Annotated in this window: 14 protein-coding genes; 4 read left to right on the top strand and 10 right to left on the bottom strand. The window is 61.7% G+C overall.

The window, feature by feature from the left end; translation table 11 throughout:
• Nucleotides 1-1,726, top strand: a 1,726-nt coding sequence (locus tag J4G14_10095; protein MCE2458151.1) for a CRTAC1 family protein, incomplete at its 5' end; no start/stop codon positions are given.
• A 252-nt stretch (nt 1,727-1,978) separates the two neighbouring features.
• Entirely contained in the window at nt 1,979-3,400 is a 1,422-nt protein-coding gene (locus J4G14_10090; protein ID MCE2458150.1) for a PQQ-binding-like beta-propeller repeat protein, read from the top strand.
• Between the two features lie 21 nt (nt 3,401-3,421).
• On the opposite strand, the gene J4G14_10085 is transcribed toward J4G14_10090, so the two are convergent.
• The 9 genes from J4G14_10085 to J4G14_10045 all read right to left on the bottom strand — a co-directional run bounded on the left by J4G14_10085 (nt 3,422) and on the right by J4G14_10045 (nt 16,429).
• Complete coding sequence (locus tag J4G14_10085; protein MCE2458149.1) at nt 3,422-4,318, bottom strand: ABC transporter permease; 897 nt, start codon at nt 4,316-4,318, stop codon at nt 3,422-3,424.
• A complete protein-coding gene (locus tag J4G14_10080; protein MCE2458148.1) occupies nt 4,318-5,274 on the bottom strand; it encodes an ABC transporter permease in 957 nt (318 codons plus the stop codon). Before J4G14_10080 ends, J4G14_10085 begins: the two co-directional genes overlap by 1 nt.
• A gap of 234 nt (nt 5,275-5,508) precedes the next feature.
• A complete protein-coding gene (locus tag J4G14_10075; protein ID MCE2458147.1) occupies nt 5,509-7,368 on the bottom strand; it encodes a hypothetical protein in 1,860 nt (619 codons plus the stop codon).
• Between the two features lie 318 nt (nt 7,369-7,686).
• Nucleotides 7,687-8,733: an aryldialkylphosphatase gene (locus J4G14_10070; protein ID MCE2458146.1), complete on the bottom strand. Its 1,047-nt coding sequence runs from the start codon at nt 8,731-8,733 to the stop codon at nt 7,687-7,689.
• A 213-nt stretch (nt 8,734-8,946) separates the two neighbouring features.
• Nucleotides 8,947-9,867: an aminotransferase class IV gene (locus J4G14_10065; protein MCE2458145.1), complete on the bottom strand. Its 921-nt coding sequence runs from the start codon at nt 9,865-9,867 to the stop codon at nt 8,947-8,949.
• A 124-nt stretch (nt 9,868-9,991) separates the two neighbouring features.
• Nucleotides 9,992-10,885: an ABC transporter permease gene (locus J4G14_10060; protein ID MCE2458144.1), complete on the bottom strand. Its 894-nt coding sequence runs from the start codon at nt 10,883-10,885 to the stop codon at nt 9,992-9,994.
• Between the two features lie 51 nt (nt 10,886-10,936).
• On the bottom strand, nt 10,937-11,902 hold the full coding sequence (locus J4G14_10055) for an ABC transporter permease (GenBank protein ID MCE2458143.1): 966 nt from the start codon (nt 11,900-11,902) through the stop codon (nt 10,937-10,939).
• Between the two features lie 259 nt (nt 11,903-12,161).
• Nucleotides 12,162-14,234, bottom strand: coding sequence for an ABC transporter substrate-binding protein (locus tag J4G14_10050; protein MCE2458142.1), 2,073 nt, complete (start codon nt 14,232-14,234; stop codon nt 12,162-12,164).
• Between the two features lie 137 nt (nt 14,235-14,371).
• A complete protein-coding gene (locus J4G14_10045; GenBank protein MCE2458141.1) occupies nt 14,372-16,429 on the bottom strand; it encodes a glycosyltransferase family 39 protein in 2,058 nt (685 codons plus the stop codon).
• A 317-nt stretch (nt 16,430-16,746) separates the two neighbouring features.
• Between J4G14_10045 and J4G14_10040 the strand changes: the two genes are divergently transcribed.
• The gene (locus J4G14_10040) at nt 16,747-17,976 is read left to right on the top strand and encodes a PQQ-binding-like beta-propeller repeat protein (protein MCE2458140.1); all 1,230 of its coding nucleotides are present in this window, start codon (nt 16,747-16,749) and stop codon (nt 17,974-17,976) included.
• 2 nt (nt 17,977-17,978) lie between these two features.
• On the opposite strand, the gene J4G14_10035 is transcribed toward J4G14_10040, so the two are convergent.
• Entirely contained in the window at nt 17,979-19,244 is a 1,266-nt protein-coding gene (locus J4G14_10035) for a CoA transferase (GenBank protein ID MCE2458139.1), read from the bottom strand.
• Between the two features lie 230 nt (nt 19,245-19,474).
• On the opposite strand from J4G14_10035, the gene J4G14_10030 reads away from it, so the two are divergent.
• On the top strand, nt 19,475-19,669 hold a 195-nt coding region (locus J4G14_10030; GenBank protein MCE2458138.1), incomplete at its 3' end, for an MFS transporter.

Below are 19,669 nucleotides of genomic sequence, written 5' to 3'. Positions count from 1 at the left end.
AGAGATACTTGAGGGCCTGCTCGAGCAGGAACCGGACAGTGTGAGACGCCGTTGGCTGCTCAACATCGCGCACATGGCGCGTGGGACGTACCCGGCTGGAGTTGACGAGATGCATCGTGTACCGCCGTCTGCGTTCGAACCCGAGTACGAACTTGGCGGACGATTCAGGGAGGTCGCGGCGGACATCGGAATCTACTCGGTCGACCTTGCCGGTGGAGCTAACGTCGAAGACTTCGATAACGATGGACTGCTGGACATCGTGACCTCCAGCTGGGACCCTTCGCAGAGTCTCAGGCTGTACCTTAACGACGGCAGCGGGCGATTCGTCGAGCGCACGAATGCAGCGGGACTGTCGGAGCAGACCGGCGGACTGAACATCGTGCAGGCCGACTACGACAACGACGGCTGGATGGACATACTGGTCATGCGCGGCGGCTGGCTGATGTCGAACGGGCAGATGCGAATGTCGCTTCTGCGGAACAACGGGGACGGCACGTTCACCGACGTTACGCACGAGTCGGGGCTGGCATTTCCTGCGGTCCCCAGCCAGAGTGCGGCGTGGGCGGACTACGACAACGACGGCGATCTCGACCTGTTCTCATGCAACGAGTCGATGCCCGAAACGCAGGACGAGGAGGCAGCGTTAATCTTCCCCAGCCAGCTATTCGAGAACGACGGCAGCGGCTCCTTTACAGACGTTGCGCGCCAGGCCGGTGTGGCCAACATGCGATACTGCAAGGGGAGCGCGTGGGGAGACTACGACAATGATGGCGACCAGGACCTATACGTGTCGAACTACGCGTATGAGAACCGGCTGTTCCGCAACGATGGAGACGGCACGTTCACCGACGTTGCCCCTGAGCTCGGCGTGACTGGGCCGGTCGAGAGCTTCCCGACGTGGTTCTGGGACTATGACAACGACGGCTGGCTCGATCTATTCGTCGCCGGATACGCGAGGGACATCGACACGGTGGCAGCAGACTACATGGGACTGCCGAGCGACGGAGCGAGGCCGAGGCTGTACCGGAATACCGGCGGGGCCCTTCGACAGGATGAATGGTTCGAGGACGTCACGGCCCGGGTGGGCCTCGACGACGTCAATCAGGGCATGGGAGCCAACTTCGGGGACTTCGATAACGACGGCTACCTCGACATGTACATCGGCACGGGATTTCCGGCGTTCAACGCGCTCGCGCCGAACGTGGCCTATCGGAACGACGGTGGCGGCTCGTTCTCCAACGTGACGTTCTCGGCAGGCCTCGGGCACATACAGAAGGGACACGGAATAGCATTCGGAGACCTCGACAGGGACGGCGACCAGGACATATTCATGCAGGTGGGAGGGTTCTACCCGAGCGATGGGTTCGTGAACTCGCTGTACGTGAATCCAGGTTCGGGCAATCGCTGGACCTCGATACGGCTCATCGGAACGCAGTCGAACCGCGCGGCGATTGGCGCGCGTATCAGGGTCAACGTGACGACGAGCGAGGGGATACGAGCCGTCCACGCGGTCGTCAGCAGCGGCGGGAGCTTCGGAGCATCCAGCCTCGAGCAGGAGATAGGGTTGGGAGATGCTGAGGTCATCGAGTCTATCGAGATATGGTGGCCGGCGTCCGGGACGAGGCAGAGGTTTGAGGGCGTGCCGCTGGACACGGCTATCGAGATCGTCGAAGGTGACGATACGTACAGGGTGGTGGAGCGTGGCAGCTTTGAGTTTGCTCCTTGAGTGTGTGGTGACTGGATGGTCTGTAATCTTACTTTTCACCCTCACCCCAACCCTCTCCCATCAAGGGAGAGGGGGCTTACAGGGGTAGGAGCTTGTCGAAGGACACCCCTATCCCCTGGATTCCGGCCTCCGCCGGAATGACGATTTGCGAATACCTACCCCTGTCAGGGGAGAGAGGGCATGTAGATTGGAATTCAACCTTGAAAGCCATTAGATGATTCAGATGCCAGACGATGAACTTTGAGTGAGCCGATGGCTGAGTTAGGTCAGGCCTCACAGAGGGCGTGGATGTGCCGGGTGTGCTCGCGTCCGAACGTCGAGGACAAGAGCCGGTGCACCAACTGCTGGGCTAACCGACCTGAGGAGGCCGAGCTGCTGGACATGCCGGATGCGGATGCGCTGGCAATACGAATCCGCAGATCGAGGTTCAGCCGGCGGGTGCTGCGGTGGGTAGCGGGAGTCGCAGTCGCTGCGCTCGTTGCTGCGTGGTTCATACTGCCGCACTTCGGTGTGGCGCTGTTCCAGTCCGAGCCGTCCATGGACATAAGCTCGTCTCCGAGCGGCAGCGACTGGCCGATGTACCAGCGTGATCCGACACACAGCGGAGCGGCGTTCGATAGCGGCAAGACGCCGGCAGGTGTGCTCAAATGGCGCTACGAGTCGGACGGGCCGCTCTACTCATCGCCTGCCGTGGTCGACGGTACTGTCTACCTGGCGACCGGGGGTGGGTCAGTTGCTGCATTAGACGCAGAGACGGGTGAGGAGATCTGGAAGCACAGCACCGGAGGGACGCTGAACTCGTCTCCCGCTGTGGCCGGAGAGATGCTGTTCATAGGTCGTTTCGACGGCGGGGTCGAAGCGCGGGATCTGGGATCGGGGGATGTCCTATGGGAGTTCAAGACCGGGGCCAGGGTGATTTCGTCTCCGGTCGTCGAACGCGGCGTGGTGTACATCGGGTCCGGCGACGGCAACCTGTACGCACTGGACGCGGGCACGGGCCGAGAGCGCTGGACGTACAGTACTCGGGGGTGGATCAGCAGCTCGCCGACTCTGTTCGATGACTATGTGGGTATTGCGTCGTTCGACGGTCTGCTTCACGTGGTGCACAGAGACACTGGGAAGAAGCGGCTCGACTTCCATCTCTCCGAGACGCCGAGGGGATCGGCCACGTTCGGGAAACAACACGTCATAGTCGCCGACGGTCGGGGCCGGCTCAAGGCCGTCGACTGGCGGGAGCGTACGTGGCCGCTGGAATGGCTGTGGCTGAAGGTCCGGTTACAGCTCCTGTACTGGGGCATGATCGATACGCTGGCGAATCAGAAGGGCTTCATCTGGGGCACCGCCACAGGACACGCATTCATGGGTACGCCCGTGCTCTCAGGCGGTCTCGTGTACGCGGCGAACTTCGGGGGAGAGGTGGTCGCGGCTGATGAGAGCACGGGGGAAGTCGTGTGGCAGACAGCCGTAGGTGCGCCGGTGTCGGGGTCGATGTCGGCTGTCGCAGACGTCGTGCTGGTGGGAGACACGGACGGCATTCTGCACTCCCTGGACGCGGGGACAGGCGCCCGGCGCTGGCAGTTCGAGACGAGTGGGCGGATCAGCGCCACACCGATCGTCGCAGACGGCGTGGTCTACGTGGGCTCGTGGGATGGGACGCTGTACGCGATTGAGTGAACGGCTGGGGAGCCGCGCTGCCTACATCCGGTGGGCGAGCTTGGGGTCGAGGATGTCGCGAAGGCCGTCGCCGGCCAGATTGATCGAGGTCACGGTTATCGCGAGCACCAGTCCGGGGAAGAAGATCACCCACATGGCCTTGTGGATGAAGCCGCGTCCCTCGGCCATGATGTTGCCCCAGCTTGGGTTGTCGATGGCGGGGATGCCGGCCCCGAGGAAGCTCAGGTAAGCCTCGGTCAGCATCGCGCTGGCTGCGACGTAGGTGCCCATGACGATGATGGGCGCCATCAGGTTGGGGATGACGTGTCGCAGGAGAATCCGGCCGTTGTTCGCTCCTATGGAGCGCGCTGCATCGACGAACGGCTGCTCTCTCAGGCTGAGCACTGACGCGCGCGCGATGCGGGTCATGCGGGGCGTGTCCACGATCACTATGGCGATAATGACGTTCTGGAGGCTTGCGCCGAGCATCACCATGAGAGCTATTGCGAGCAGGACTGTCGGGATCGCCATCAGCCCATCCATAACGCGCATGAGAATGGCGTCCACCTTGCGGAAGTATCCCGACAGTGAGCCGAACGTGGCGCCAAAGATCATCGTCAGTACGGCGACGCCAGCCGCTACGAGCAGAGAGATGCGCCCACCGCTCATCGTCCGGCTGAACACATCGCGTCCAAAGGCGTCGGTGCCGAACCAATAGCTCGTGGACGGGGCTTCGAGCCGGTCGTCCATGTTGATCTTGGTCGGCTCGTTGGCGATGACAAATGGTGCGAAAACGCTGATGAGCACCAGGATAGCCAGCAGCGCGAGTCCTATCGCCATCGTGGGTTCGCGGACGGCGACACGGAGTGTAGATCTCCAGGCACGTGCGGCCAGCGATGACCCCTGTTCGGCCAGTGAATGTCCGGTTGCCTGGGCCATCAGTACCTGATCCTGGGGTCTAGGAATGCGTAGAGAATATCGACAGCAAGGTTTATGAAGACGTAGAAGCTGCCGATGAGGATGATCATCGCCTGGATTATAGGATAGTCGCGCGTCGCGATTGCTTCGACGGCGAGCCGGCCAAGACCGGGGATCGCGAACACGCTCTCGGTCACGACCGCGCCGGATAGTAGTCCGGCAAGGCTCAGGCCGACGACCGTGAGGATCGGCAGCGATGCGTTGCGGAGCGCGTGCCTGACCAGTACGGTCCTCTCAGTCACTCCCTTTGCCCGCGCCGTTCGCACATAGTCCTCTTTCAGGACTTCCAGGACGCTCGCCCTGGTCATCCTGGCGATAAGCGCGATGACGACCAGGCCCAGGCTAAAGGCTGGCAGGGCGAGGTGGCGCATATACTCCCACAGGTCGTCAGTAATCCTGACGTAGCCGGCAACGGGCAGCAGCGGGTTGTCCATGCCGAAGGCCCAGAGTCCGAACACCCAGATCAGGATAAATCCCAGCCAGAAGATCGGTACTGAGAAACCAACTGCGGCGAAGATCATGATTCCGCGGTCTACTATCGAGTTCGCCTTCCAGGCGGCGAGAACACCCAACGGGATAGCAACCAGTACAGCTATAAGCTCCGTGGCGACCGTCAGCGATACCGACGGCCCCACACGTCCCTTGATCAGCTCGAAGACCGGACGGCCCGACCTGATGGACGTTCCAAAGTCGCCCTGCGTGATACGACCGGCCCACTTGCCAAGCTGGACGTATATGGGATCGTCGAGTCCGAGGCGCTCGCGTATTTTGATGTACTCTTCGTGGGTGGCCTCGTTACCGGCGATTACTGCGGCCGGGTCGCCGGGTGTAAGGCGCAGCAGGAAGAACGTGAACAGGCCGACGACCACCAAGACGGGGATCGTGGCGAGCAGTCTGCGGACGATGTAGGCGAACAATAGGCCTTCTTTTTCCTTCACGCAGATGGGTTAAAGTCTTCGTCCTTAGCTTCCGTCCAGCTTCTGGGACTGCCAAGAGGTGAAGACTTCACGTCCGGGATTAGGTTCCCCCACTCGGTGTGTCCGAACGGGGGAACGCACGTTACTTTCCCAAGTCGGTGAGAGGCGATTTCCCCTCACCCCAGCCCTCTCCCAAGGGAGAGGGGGATTGTCGATCGGATTCCCCCTACTTGATTAGCGGGGGTCGTCGGCCCTGCGTGACTCGTCGCCCCACCATACGTTGAGGAAGAGCGGGGAGCCTACCGGTGCGCCGCGAACGTCGATGTCGTTGAGGTCCTTGTCGTAGATGCGAAGCTGGAAGAACTGGCCGAAGGTAACCCTCCTGGGGTCAGCCCAGGCAGCGTCGGCCATCTTGCGAGTGACCGCGAACTGCTCTTCGAGGCTCGGTGCGGCGGCGAACTCGGACCTGAGCTGAGTCATCAGCTGTCCAGTGGCGGATTCTGCTGCATAGTTGGTCTCGCCGACCCTGTAGTGCGTCGCAACCAGCGGATGGTAGAGGTTGCTGCTGTTCCAGTTGGTGAAGATGTGCCAGCCTTCCACACCTCTGAAGGTCGCGATCTGCCCCGCCCAGTCAGTTGACTTGACCTGAGCATTGATTCCAACGGCCGAGAGCTGTTCCTTGAGAACCGGCGCTATCGGGTGGATCGTCGGGAAGTCCGTCGGGTCCAGAATTATGATCGGCTCGCCAGCATAGCCCGACTCGGCAAGCAGTTCCTTGGCGCGCTCGGGGTTGTTCTGGTTGTAGAGTTCTGCGTTGTCTGTGTGCTCGGCCCAGGGGGTTCCGCACATCTGGAGGGACGGGCAGAGCTGCCAGAGGCGCGAATCGCCGTAGCCCTTCATGATGTCTTCGGCGTTGACAGCGGCCTGCATGGCCTGGCGGAGCTTCTGACCGCTTTCAGTGAACCCCAGCAGGGGGTCGCGTGTGTTGAAGCCGATGTCAGGCTGCGCGCCCGGAATGCCGATATGGATCGATACCTGGTCCGAGTTCTTCAGCGCCTCTTCGTAGAAGTCCGAAGATACAACGTCGAGGAAGTCTACGGTCCCAGTCAGCACCGCGGCTACACGGGTCTCCTGGTCTGGGATCTCCTTCATGTGGAGTCGGTCGAAGTACGCGAGCTTCGCGCCTGCGCGGTAGCTGGGCTCCTCGCGCCTGGGCACGTACTCTTCGTACCTGTCGAGGATGATCTCGTTTCCGGGATCCCAGCTAATGTACTTGTACGGACCGGATGCAACGAAGTCCTGGACCAACTCACCCGCCGGGTACTTCTCGGCGGTCTCCTTGGGCATGATGTTCGGCTGTGTGCCGCCGACGTAGCCCAGCGCAGTCATCAACAGCGCGGACGGCTCGCTCAGCACAATCCTGAACGTCTTGTCGTCGACTGTCTCGAATCCTTCCCAGATCTCGTTGAGGATCGGGCTGAAGGACGTGTCCTGCTCACGGAACCGTGTGATCGACGCCTCTACGTCTTCAGGAAGGACCTGAGTGCCGTCGTGCCACATGAGGTTGTCGCGGAGGGTGAAGGTGTAGGTACCGCCGTCCACCTCCCAGTTGTCGGCCATGTCAGGGTTGATGAAGCCCTGAGAGTCCCACTGTGCGAGGGATTCCCAGAAGTGCCAGGACACGCCTCGGCCGATGGCCGAGCCGGAGGTCATGGAGTCGAGGTTGCCCACGCTTCCCTGCGGGACCCAGACGAGCGTTCCACCGAACCTGTCATCGGAGAAGATGTTGGTGTCGGCGTCGGATGCCACCATCGGGCGCGAGGTGGTCCTCTGCGCCGCCATGATCGGCTCAGCGGCCTGAGGAGCCCCCGGAGGAGCCGGGACAGCGGTCGCGGCAGGAGCCGCTGCGGCCGGCTGCATGGGAGCCGCGGCCTGCGTGGTCTGTCCTGCCATGGCAGGGGCAGCCGGAGCCGCTGGCGCGGGTGCCTGCGGCTCCGCGGGTGCGCCGGGCTCTTCAGCCGCGCACGCCATCGCCAGCAGACCCAGTGCCAGGGTCAGCACCACGACGGGGATTACAAATTTCAGTCGTCTCATTCACTTCTCCCAGATAGTTTCATGAATTCCGCAACAGAGTTGCGGACGTTAAGAAGAGTTTAACGAGTGTCTAATGCTGGGGTCAAAAGGGGGTTCATCTTCACCTTGGAGGAACTGAGAATGGTGGGTATTCGAGATTCTCACCCTCACCCCAACCCTCTCACTGAGGGAGCTGACAGGGATAGGTAGACTGACACTTCGTTCGTCCTGAGCTTGTCGAAGGACATCCCCATCCTCTGGATTCCGGCCTCCGCCGGAATGACGATTGGCGGATACCTACCCCTGTAAGCCCTCAGGGAGAGGGGAATTTTCTGTCCCCTACGAAGGAGCTACCAGCGTCAGGACCCGCCTGGGATTCTCGACCATGATCTGGTTCTGGGCCTCGTCACTGACACCGAGTGACGACAGATAGGGAAGAAAAATCTCCTGGATGTACGTGTAGCCTGAGCCGCCGTACATCCTGAGGTGGGACTTCCAGCAGACGTCCTGCGACAGCAGGATGCGGTCGCCGTATCCGGCCTCGATCATCTGTGGGATGGCAACCGCCACGTTGTGATCGCGGGAAGGCTCCTCCGATGTGCGTACCACGCCGAGCGTGTCGAACTGGATGTAGACGCCCCGGGAGAGCAGCTCCAGCATGAACGGCACGTCGTCGGCCATGGAGCAGGAGTGCCCCAGGATGGTGCGGGTGAGGTCTGCGCCCTCTTCTTCAACGATGTCGAGAACGTCCTGCTTCTCGGACTTGAGAGGCGGTGAGTGGAACGAGATAGCCGCGCCGGTGAGCAGACTTGCTCTTGCGGCAGCGCGAATGCTGCGGGCCTCGTTGTCGGTGATGGGATCGCCGTTGACGCCGATCTCTCCGATGATGCCGGAGCGGATACCCGTGCCTCCGACACCGACGGTCACGTCGTGGACGATCTCTTCGGTCAGCGTCTCGACGCTGCGAGAGTCCATGTCGTCCGGGTGGAATACCTTCTGGTACCAGCCGGAGCCCATGACGATGTTGAGTCCGGTGGCGGTTGATGCACGCCTGAGGGCCTGAGGATCTCTTCCGAGACCCATGCTGGTGACGTCGACCATCGTGTGTCCGCCAAGGGTGCGGTAGTGGGCCGCCTCGGCGATCGCGCTGTCTTCGTTGTCCAGCAGGTAGTTGTCCTGGAGGGGAAGTGCGCGACGCGCTAGGTGGAGGTTGGACAGGTCGACGTCCGCCTCCCAGACGGCACGTTCGTCCGGCGTCAGGCCGGGGTCGATCGGGTGGTTCCTGCGCAGATCGAGGTAGAGGTGCTCGTGCATCAGTGTGAAGCCGAGGCGGTCGGGTTCGACCGCCCCGAGCACCGTCATTGCTTTGCCGGCGGAGTCTGTCACTTGTGTGTCACCTTCACCACCGTGTCAGGCACGAGGCAGGCTCTGAGGGAGCTTAGGGGGTATGTATTCGTGCTTTTCACCCTCACCCGTCAAGGGAGAGGGGGCTTGTTGAGTGGAACATGGTGGATCGGGGCCCTTCGACAAGCTCAGAGCCTGCGCCGGACTTGATCCGGTGACGAACGATCATGACCATCAAACTGAAGTGTCGATGCCCTAGCCCTGGACGCCTCCGTAGTGGAGGGCCTGGCCGACTATGTCCACGTCGACCATTTCGCTGTGAGCGGCGAGCAGCTGCCGGGTTACCGGACCCGGAGTTTCGTCGCCCACTGGCCTGAGGTCTACCAGGCTCACGGGCACGATTCTCGGGCTGGTCCTGGAGAAGAAGACCTCGTCGGCGGTGTAAAGATCGTATGGCTGCAGGTCTTCCTCGACGAGATCGATGCCGAGTTGCCCTGCGACGTCGGTGATCACGCTGCGGGAGATACCCTGCAGGATGCTCCTGTCTGTCGGTGTCTTGAGCACGCCGTCCTTGACCAGAAATACGTTGTAGCCGATGCCCTCGGTGAGGTTGCCGTCCTGGTCGAGCAGAATTGGCGATGCGCCGGGATCGACGTCGGAGGCTTCGAGCTCTGCGAGGACGAAGTTGGCCCTGCTGTGGTGCTTGACCTTGGGGTCCATCGTGTCGCTTGAGTAGCTGCGGGTGCGGGCGATGACGCCGTGAGCGCCATCGACGTAGAAGCGCGCGAACGACTCGAACGCGACGGGCTTGATGGCGACGCACACGGTGGCGGACGTGGGGTCGGCGACGCCGTGTCCCACACCGCGGGTTATGAACGGGTGAATCTGGAAGTCGCCGGCCTCGTCGATTCGGTCGAGGTTGCGCTCGACAGCCTCTTCGCAGATGGCGGTCATCTCATCGGGCGTCAGGCCGGGGTCGATGCGCATGTACTTCAGCGAGCGATACAGGCGGTCGATGTGCCGGTCGAGAACGAACGGCTTGCCGCCAAAGGTACGAGCGATGTCGAACACGACGTCGGCGACCACAAAGCCGCGATCCTCTGGCGAGATCCTGACATCGCCGTAGGGAATCCACTCTCCGTTGAAGTATGCGGTAAAGGTACTGCTGTCAGCCATCGATGCCTCCCGAAGGGTTTGTTTTCGCCAACAGTTTACATCTATCCCCAATAACCTGCACAGCCCGGAGCGACTATTGTCACTCCGGGCCGTGAAAGGAGATTCGCTATGTTCCGCTGTCGGACTAGGTCCCTCGGAGGCGGGGGTCGAGTACGTCCCTGATGGCGTCTCCGAAGAGGTTGAAGCCGTACACTGCCAGCGACAGCGCGAGGCCTGGCCAGATGGCGAGGTACGGGTAGATCGGGAACCAGTCGCGTACCGGGCCGGTCAGCATTCCGCCCCAGGACGGCTCAGGTTGCGGTACTCCCAGACCGAGGAAGCTCAGGGAGGCCTCAGTCAGGATGGCGATTCCGAGCGCGCCGGTGGCGATAATCAGCCAGGGTGCAACGCACTGCGGGGTGATGTGTTGGGCCATGATGCGCACGTTGACCGCACCGATTGCTCGCGCGGCGTCCACGTACTGTGATTCCTTGACCGCGAGCACCTGCGATCTGACCACGCGGTTGGCACGCGGTATCTGGACGATTCCTATCGCCAGGATGATGTTCCACAGGCTGGTGCCGAGAGCGGCCGTGACGGCGAGCGCGAGTATCAGCGTGGGGATCGACATGAGCGCGTCCATGATGCGCTGAATCGAGTTGTCCACCTTGCCGCCATACCAGCCACTTATGACGCCGATGACGCCGCCTAGGCCAGAGCCGAAAGCTACAGAGGCAAAGCCGACAAGCAGAGACACACGCGCGCCGGTCATCATGCGCGCCCACAGGTCGCGGCCCAGTTCGTCGGTACCAAGCCAGTGGTTCCAATTAGGGGTCTGGAGCTTATCCGGGAGGTTGTGGGTAAGCGGATCCCATTGGGTCATCCACGGCCCCACGACCGCCATAAGCACCATGATGACGATTATCAACGCGCCGGCCGCGCCAAGCGGCTTGCGCGAGATGAAGTCCACAACGGGCTTCACGGGATTCCTCTTACGAGGCCGTCCCAGCGTTGCTATGTCGCTCTGTTGGATAGCCATTCGATTCCTCTTAAAGGTTCGTGATTGCGTGGATACTCCGGGGCCGAGTCTCTACTGGTACCGTACGCGGGGGTCGAGCCAACCGTAGGACAGGTCCACGAGAAGGTTGACCACTATGACCGCTGCCGCGAAGAACAGCACCATCGACTGCACCACGGGGTAGTCCCGCTGCAGCATTCCGTCAACGATATAGCTACCAATTCCGGGGAGTACGAACACACGCTCCATAACCACCGATCCACCAAGCGAAAGCGCGGTGGTGATCCCAATTACGGTGACCACCGGTATCATGGCGTTCTTGAGCGCGTGGCGGGCGGTAACCACAGCCTGCTTCAGCCCCTTGGCATGTGCAGTACGAATGTAGTCCTGCCGCAGCACTTCCAGCATGGTCGAGCGCATCATGCGTGCCTTTGTCGCTGCGCTGATGTAGCCGATCATCAAGGCCGGCCAGATGAACTGGCTCAGATTACCTATGGGGTCGTCGACAAATTCCATGTAGCCCAGCGGCGGATTCCAGCGGAAGAAGTAGGCTCCGGCCACCAGGAACAGGATCGCGGTCCAGAACGATGGTATGGACAGTCCAGCGAGCGATACGATCCTGACGGTATAGTCGACTTTCGTATCCTGCTTCAGCGCCATGAGCACTCCCGCAGGAAGGCCCAGGGCGATTGCAATGATCTGCGAGATGATCACCAGCTCGACGGTTACGACCACCTTCTTCTTGAACTCGGTAAACACTGGGCGCTTGGTGAACAGAGAGTCGCCCCAGTCGCCTATGACGAATCCGCCTATCCAGTCAAAGTACTGTATGTGCAGGGGACGGTTCAGTCCGAGCGCCTCTCGTATCTGCTCCAGTTGCTCTTCGCTGACGGTGCCTTCTTCGCCACCAGCCTGCTGCGCAGCGATGGATTGCGCCACATCGCCTGGGGCAATCCTCATTAGCGCAAAGACCAAGACGGAGACTAGAGCCGCCGTCAGCACACCGAAGAGGAGCCTTCGAGCGAGATATTGCTGCATTTTGGTTCACCCTCTATTCAGTAAGCTCTAGGAATCTCTCCCAGTCGTTCCTTCTCCTCTTATGGGAGAAGGCCAGGATGAGTGGGGTTTGCAAACCCGCCACCCCAACCTCGGTCCTCTCCTATCAAGGGAGAGGGGCTAGTGGTGATCTGTTGAGATAAATCCAGTAGGTAGAGTCGAAGAGCGCGCCCAAGAGGATCGCCAAGGCGATACTCGGGCGCGCCCTTTTCAGATGTTCAGGTCCTCAGACCTGTCCACGCTACCGTGCGAGCCAGGCGCGCTCCCATCCAGCCCACTTGATCTGGGACGGGTGGTTAAACATGCGCCAGCCGCGAACGTCCGTGTGCCACGCGGGCCAGATGATCGACCAGGGCATCGGGACCATGTACATGGTCTCGATTGACAGTCTTTCAATCTCATGGACGATCTCGCGTCGCTTCGCCGGGTCCAGTTCCACAGCCTGTGCTATGGAGAGGTCGAGCAGCTTCTGGGCGTTCTCAGGGTCAGCCTGGAAGCGTCCGGTACCACGGTGGTACCAGCTCTCGGTCTCAGGAACCAGGAAGATGTTGTAGAAGTCGGACGGGTCCGCTACGTCGGTCCTGGCCTTGGAGCCGTAGTGTACGTCGTAGTCCGGCGGCTCGCCGTGACCGGTCTGGCCACGCTGTCGCTGTACCGCTTCTTCGACCACGTCGACGTTCAGCTCGATGTCGAGGTTCTTCTTAAGCTGGTCCTTGAAGTACAGGCAGCCGTCGATGAATATCTGAGCCGGTGTGGTCATGCAGCCCGCTGTGAAGCGTGGGCTGCCAGTCAGGCCGGCTTCGTCAAGGAGCCGGTTGGCTTCGTCGATGTCAACCTGCTTCTCACCAGGACCATTGCGGAAGCCGGGCATTACCCAGAGCTCGTCGTCGGGCAGAGCCCAGACGGTTCCGGGAGGCATCCAGTTGGTAGGCCTGATTACGCCTACGACGTTCTGGCCACCGCCCTCGATCCTGTTGATCTCCACCCAGTCCTCACGGTCGATGCCGAGGTGGATAGCAGTCCTCACGCGAACGTCGTTAAACGGCTCGCGGTGAAGGTTGAACTGGAGGCCCTTGCCCCACAGGTGAAGCACAGGCTCCAGGTGAATGTCATCGGAGTACCGCTCGAGCACCTGGCTGACCTGGCCGGGGAGCAGCGAAGCGCTTCCCTCGCCGTAGTAGTCAGTCTGGCCGGTGATGAGAGCGGTGAAGCGCGTGGTGGCGTCCTCGATCTCGAGGTGGTCCACGCCTTCGAGGAACGGCAGACCCTCGCGCCAGTAGTCAGGGTTGGCGCGGATCTTGGTACCTACGTCCTGCACACGGTCGACGGGTATGAACGCGCCGGTGCCGGTGCCGTACAGGTAGGTCACGTCAGTGGTCTGGTCCCAGCAGTCCGGGCACTCGGCAGTCCACCACTCGATGAGGTCCTTGTCCATGTTGTTGGGCATTCCGGTCACGCCGGCGAACTTGCCGATCGTGCCCGCGCGGGCTTCCTGGAACTCGGCTCTGAGCGTGTAGCCCATTGGGCCGTCAGGGCAGGTCGCTCCGCCGTCCTTGAGGTGTGACAGGCCCAGGCGAGGTCCTGCGTGGGTCACGCCAACGTCCTTGAGGGACTGCGGCGGGTAGATGGCAAACTGCAGGCTGGCGGCCGCGTCTTCGCATGTGAAGTCGTCGCCAGCAACATTTGCCAGTACGCTCTCTGGAAGCGTGCTGTTCGGGTTGTCCTGGAACCTGACGCCCTCGCGCAGCTGGAACGTGATGACCGTGCCGTCGCCGGACATGTCCCACGTCGTGGCAAGATCAGGCAGGATGGGTCCAGTGAGGCCCTGCCACGGGTCGAACTTGATCAGCGAGTTGTACGTGGGCAGGAACTGCGGGCCCTCATAGGTGTGGCCGTAGTTCGGGTCGTGCCCGTTCAGCTTCAGGTTCGCGCCGTATCGCAGGATGCCGCCATAGACCGGCTCACCCCACTCAGGCTTGTAGCCCGCGCTGGAAACGTATTCTGCAACCCAGTCGCTGGTCTGCATCATGACCGGTGTGGGCACCGGAGTTGGCGGCGCTAACTTCTGCACCTGCGGAGCTACCGGGACCGCCGTGATCGCCGGAGCCGACTGTGCGGCTTGCTGTGGAGCTGCGGGCTGCTGCGGAGCCGACGGTGCGGCTTGCTGAACAGCCTGGGCCGGCGCAGCGGGAGCTGCGGCAGCAGGCGCCTGTGGTGCCGACGGAGCGCTCGGCTCGTCTGCAGCACATGCCATAGCCAGGACTGTCAGTAACGACAGCGCGCAGACAATTCCTAGAAGTCTGACACTCTTCATATAGTATCCCCCCAAAGTATTCAGGAGCCCGATGCTACTCATTGGCTCACACGATGAACGTTGGGAATAAATAACACACAAATGCACACCCGGTCAATATGTGAATGATTCAGGAATCGCACTGCATCCAGGAATTCCTACCATTCTGTTACCCGGAGAAGCTCGAGTTCGCCGCCTCCTGGAAGGCCGGATCTCGTCGTGACTTCGAGCGATGACGTTCTCATCCGCGTATAGAGATCGAAGTCCATGTAGAGCATGTGCCTCGTCGTCAGGATGAAAGGTATGTGGCCCTCTTCGAGAAGGCGCTTGAACTCGGCGTCCTCTATCAGCGCCTCCAACTTGTACTCGGAGTAGAGCGGCAGCACGGGTTCCCCAGTAATCAGCGCGACCATTGCGCCGGTGTTGTAGGTGTCGCTCGCGAGCAGGTATCGCGCCTCGCCTCGACGCTCCCGGACGTACTCCAGGGCGGCCTCGACCTGGTCGAACTCAGTCCTGACTATCGCGGTAATCAGCGCGCCCTGTCTCTGCTTGCGTTCCTCATCGAGCGTCGGCTCCGGGCCTATGATTCCGGGAATGTCGATCTGGTCGAAGCCGATCCTGCCAAGCGTGTCGTCGCGCGGGTTGGTGAGATTGTGATAGGTCACCGTGGCCGTCAGTGTGATTGCCCCGACGCAGACGGTCAGCAGCATCGCGGCGGACACGTCGAACCTGAATGGCCGCCACCCGAAGTACACGAAGACAGCCGCAACAGCGATCATCCCCGCAAACAGCAGCGAGATATTCGAAGCAGCCCTGAAGTAGGGGGCGACCTCCCGGAAGAGTCCAAAGACATTCGTACAGTAGAAAACGCCCGCAAGCGCTCCAAGGAAGACCAGCCATGCTGCGACGCTGCCTCTTCGCACCAGGGATGGAATGGAGGCAATACCAATGCCGGCGAGTGCAGCGATGGCGGGCGTCGTGGCTGTCCAGTATGTGGCCAACCTGATCGACGCGCCGCCAAATCCGATCACGCCAATGCCCAGCCAGACCAGCCACAGGACGCCGAGTCCCAGACCGGGCAGCGCATCGGGCGGAACGGGTCGCGACAGCTTTCGAGTCCACACAGGTCCGACGAGCAAGCGCAGACGTTCGGCCAGCACAGAGAATTTTCGGGTAGAGGTTTCCCCCTCACCCCAACCCTCTCCCCCGTATCGAGTACGGGGCAGGCTCTCAGGGAGAGGGAGCAGTTGGTCCGATAGCGAATTCCACACCCTCGTTCCGGCTTCCCAGGCGCGGTGCCACACTCCGCCAATAACAGCGAATGCTCCCAGCAGCGTCGCGGGGAAGAGTGAAGTCCCGAAGTACACGCTCATCGGGCCGGTGATGAACCACAGCATATCGCGGCGGTGACGCGCGCCGTACTCGAGCTCGCCGTACCGTTCGAAGAGGTTCCAGCCGAAGATCATGTGCCACACGTTGTCGGCGTGCATCACGGAGTCGTACGCTCCGGGGGTCAGCCAGACTATCAGCGGCCACCAGAAGGCGGCCACAAGGAAGACCGCCGTGCACTTCAGCCCGATCTTCACGAAGTCCGGCCACGGCTGCCACCTGTACGCCAGCGCAAGCAGCGCGAACGCGGGGGCGGGCAGCAGTCCCTGCCACAGCTTGACCATGAACGCCAGTCCCAGGATGAATCCGCCGACGTAGTAGAATCCCTCGCGCTTCTCCTGCACCGCCCGGACGACGAAGTACGCCGCGAACAGCATCGTCACGGTGACGACGGGCTCGATGAACGTACCCCGCGAGTAGTTGACGTCGATAGGCATGATGGCAAGCGCGGCAGCCGCGATCAGTGCCGGGAGCGTGCCGCTGCAACGCCTGACTATCACGTACAGCAGCACGACGGAGCAGATTCCGGCGATCGCCACAGGCAGCCTGAACGAGACGTTCGAAGGTCCAAGCAGCGCGATGAACAGTCCCTGGTACCAGAAGAACAGCGGAGGCTTGTCGGCGAGTATCGAGCCGTCGGCAAACATGTTGGGGTAGAACCAGTTGTGAAACGACTTGTACGCGTGCGACGAGATGGACGTGTATATCGCAAGTCCAGGATGCCCGTGCCCGAGGTCGTACAGCCGCACATAGGCCGCAAGCGCCAGCACCGGCGCAAACGCAACGAGGTGCAGGTGGCGAGCGGCCTCGCAGGTCATTCTGTTCAATATCTTAGACACACCTTCATCCCAGTCCCGTGTCCTCGTTCACCGCGGATGATATGTACGTACCAAACAGGGGTCAATTCAGAGGCGGCTGTTCACCCCTCAGTGCATCGGGGCGGTGTGTTCTTGTATCATCGTGTGTTATGAGAACCGTTGCCATCTGCCCTGCCTGTGGGCAATCGAATGAACTCGACTCCTCTTACTGCTTCCACTGCCGGGTGGGGCTCACTCGCGCCGAGCATGTGAGCTCAGAGGAGGCAGAAAGGCGCGCCAGCCAGCGGAGGTTAAGGCTGCTGCTCAGACGAGCAATCCGCTGGGGGATGGTTGCCGCGATCGCGCTGGCCATCGGGATCTGGGTGTTCTGGAGCCTCGGCCCGAGTCGCAACCCACCTAACCCGAGCTCTGACGTCACCTCTGCGCCGATGAGTGAGGCCGACTGGCCGATGATCGGGCGAGACCCGTCCCACTCGGGCCTGAACTCGTGGCCGGACGGCGCACCAGAGGGGCGGATCATCTGGCAGTTGGAGACCGACGCGCCATTCGAGTCGTCCCCAGCAGTTGTCGACGGGACAGTCTACGCGAGTACCGGAGACAAGCGGGTCGTGGCCCTGAATGCCGAGTCAGGCGAAGTGGTCTGGGAGACCGATGTGGGCGGTCCCGTCGCCTCGTCTCCAGCCGTGGCCGGTGGCCTGCTGTACGTGGGGCTGAGGGACAACCGAGTCATCGCGCTATCGACTGCCAATGGAGAGCTGGTGTGGGAGCACCTGACGAGAGGCTACATCGTGGCTTCTCCGACTGTGAGAAACGGCATCGTCTACATTGGTTCGAGCGACGAGAGGCTGTACGCGCTTGATGCGCAGACGGGCGAGGAGTTCTGGAGCTTCAGGGCTGCGGGCAGGCTCAATTCCAGCCCGGCGGTCTCGGACGAGGTCATCGGTATCGTATCGCAGGGCCGTGCCGTTCAGATCCTCGACGCTCTAACCGGCAGAATCCGGCTCGACTTCAACATCGCTGGAGAGTCGATCGCTCCACCCACGCTCGACGGTGATCTGCTTTACGCGGTTGACACCCGAGGGGCCATCGTCGGCATCGACTGGAGAAAGCAACAACTGCCGTTCGAAAAGCTGGCGAGGTTCGCACGCACGCAGTTTTACGTATGGCAGTTCGTAGAAACGCTTCCACCGCCGAAGGGGTACGTGTGGAATTTCCGCGCCCCCCGCCAGAGATTCCAGTCCGGTCCGGTGCAGGGCAACGACCACCTCTTCTCGGTATCAGATACGGGCGATCTGTTTGCCTTCGACCGACCGCAGGGTACCCTTGCGTGGAGGTTGAAGCTGGACAACGGGGTTAACGGCAGCCCATCGGTAGGAGGCGACACAGTCTACGTGGGCGATAAAGGTGGAGTCTTATATGGACTTGACACGCTCACCGGAGAGGAACGCTGGCGGTTCACCGTTGACGCCGAGGATGAGATCGTATCGACGCCCGTCATTGCCGGGAGCACAATGTTCGTGACTACCAAGAACGGCGTGCTGTACGCGATTAGATAGGGTCAGTCGTCCAGGTCCGGGGTGTCTCCGGTGATGCCGTGGGCGACCATGTCGCCGATCCCCTCGTCCGACCTGCCCAGATAGTCGCGCAGAACCTCGACGCTGTGCTGTCCGAGCTTCGGCGACGGGCCTCCCAGATTGCCGGGAGTGCGTGACAGCTTCCAGGCGACGCCCGCGTATCCCTGCGTACCGGCCTCTGGGTGGTCTACGGACTGTATGAAGCCTCGCTCTCGAAGCTGCAGGTTGTCGGCCAGCTCTGTAGCCTTGAGTACGGGAGCACTGGGAATGCCCTCAGCCTGCAGAAGCCTTGTGACCTCGTAGGCGTCTTTGTCGCGAGTCCACTCGGAGATGATCGCGTCGAGCTCGTCGGCATGTTCCAGCCTGGCGCTGAGGTCCCTGAAGCGGTGGTCGTTTGCGAGACCGGGAGCGTCCATCAAGGCGCACAGCCGCGTCCACTCGTCGTCGGAGCGAACAGCGATGGCGACCCAGGAGTCGTCTCCCGCACACGGGTAGTTGTCGTGCGGCGCCATCCGGTCGCTGCGGTTGCCGCGTCTCTCCAGGCCCGTGCCGTTCATCGAGTACTCCATAACGCGGTCGGCTATCAGTCCGATCGAAGTCTCCTGCTGGGAGAGGTCGATCTCCTGTCCCTGTCCGGTACGGGCGCGGTGGTGGAGCGCGATCATGATGGCCGACGTCGCCATCATGCCTGCGAACGGGTCGGTGTGCATGACGCCGGAGTTTATCGGCGGTTCTCCGCGATATCCGAGGAGCGAGGTTATGCCCGACATCGGCTCAATCGAGCCGCCGTTGCCCATATAGGTGGCGTACGGCCCGTCACAGCCGTAGGCGGGCATACGCAGCAGCACGATGGAGGGGTTCACCTCCCGCAGGGCCGGATACTCTAGGCCCAGGTTCGGCAACACCCTTGCAGAGAAATTCTCAGCGAAGACGTCCGATATGCTCACGAGCTCCAGCAGTGCGTCCCTGGCCTCGGGGTAGTTGAGGTCGAGGGTGATGCCCTTCTTGCCGGTGTTGACCGAGTTGTAAGCGGCGTTGCGGTCGTAGGGGCGATCTCCGGGCTCTTGATCAGGATACGTACCTGACAGCCGTGGAGGGTAGCCGCCGCGCCAGGGGTCTATCCTGTTCAGCGCCTCGATCTGAATGACCTCAGCGCCCATGTCGGCGAGCAGACGCGTGGCGTATGCGCCGGCCCACGCCTGTGTGAGCACGGTGGCGCGCAGGTGCGCGAGTGGGAGTCGGGGGGACAAGTCAGTCGGTCTCCGGTCGGTAAGGGGTCTCGCACTCTCGGCTGAGTGCGGCTTTTCTGGATGCCGATTATACCTCAGGCCTGCCCCCGCTAGCTCACATTTGACCCCTGTATCTGGTCGGCGCATACTGACACCGGGCCGAGCGAACTGCCCTTTACCTGACCTGCCGGACATTGGTCACCTGACCGGGGGCACCGAACATCCCTGTCGTGGCGATAATGCGATTCCTTTTGCCAAGACCCACGCTCTCTGACGATGAGGTCGAGAGCGGTATGAAGTGGCTGACCTGGGAAGGCGCGGCCACGATGGGTTACAGCAGCATAACTGAGAGCGGGTTTCTCACCGCTTACGCTCTGCTGATGGGCGCCAACAACTTCCAGATCGGACTTCTGGCCGCCCTGCCGTTCCTGATCCAGCCCACCCAG

The sequence above is a fragment of the Dehalococcoidia bacterium genome (genome assembly GCA_021295915.1).
Classification (GTDB): domain Bacteria; phylum Chloroflexota; class Dehalococcoidia; order Lucifugimonadales; family UBA1123; genus VXRN01.
Note: the sequence above shows the minus strand (reverse complement) of the source record. Positions and strands in the feature narration are given on the sequence as shown.

Coding starts and splice junctions, on each gene's coding strand:
- J4G14_10090 (MCE2458150.1), top strand. CDS start 1,979: ATGGCTGAGTTAGGTCAGGCCTCACAGAGGGCGTGGATGTGCCGGGTG.
- J4G14_10085 (MCE2458149.1), bottom strand. CDS start 4,318: ATGGCCCAGGCAACCGGACATTCACTGGCCGAACAGGGGTCATCGCTG.
- J4G14_10075 (MCE2458147.1), bottom strand. CDS start 7,368: ATGAGACGACTGAAATTTGTAATCCCCGTCGTGGTGCTGACCCTGGCA.
- J4G14_10065 (MCE2458145.1), bottom strand. CDS start 9,867: ATGGCTGACAGCAGTACCTTTACCGCATACTTCAACGGAGAGTGGATT.
- J4G14_10060 (MCE2458144.1), bottom strand. CDS start 10,885: ATGGCTATCCAACAGAGCGACATAGCAACGCTGGGACGGCCTCGTAAG.
- J4G14_10055 (MCE2458143.1), bottom strand. CDS start 11,902: ATGCAGCAATATCTCGCTCGAAGGCTCCTCTTCGGTGTGCTGACGGCG.
- J4G14_10050 (MCE2458142.1), bottom strand. CDS start 14,234: ATGAAGAGTGTCAGACTTCTAGGAATTGTCTGCGCGCTGTCGTTACTG.
- J4G14_10040 (MCE2458140.1), top strand. CDS start 16,747: ATGGTTGCCGCGATCGCGCTGGCCATCGGGATCTGGGTGTTCTGGAGC.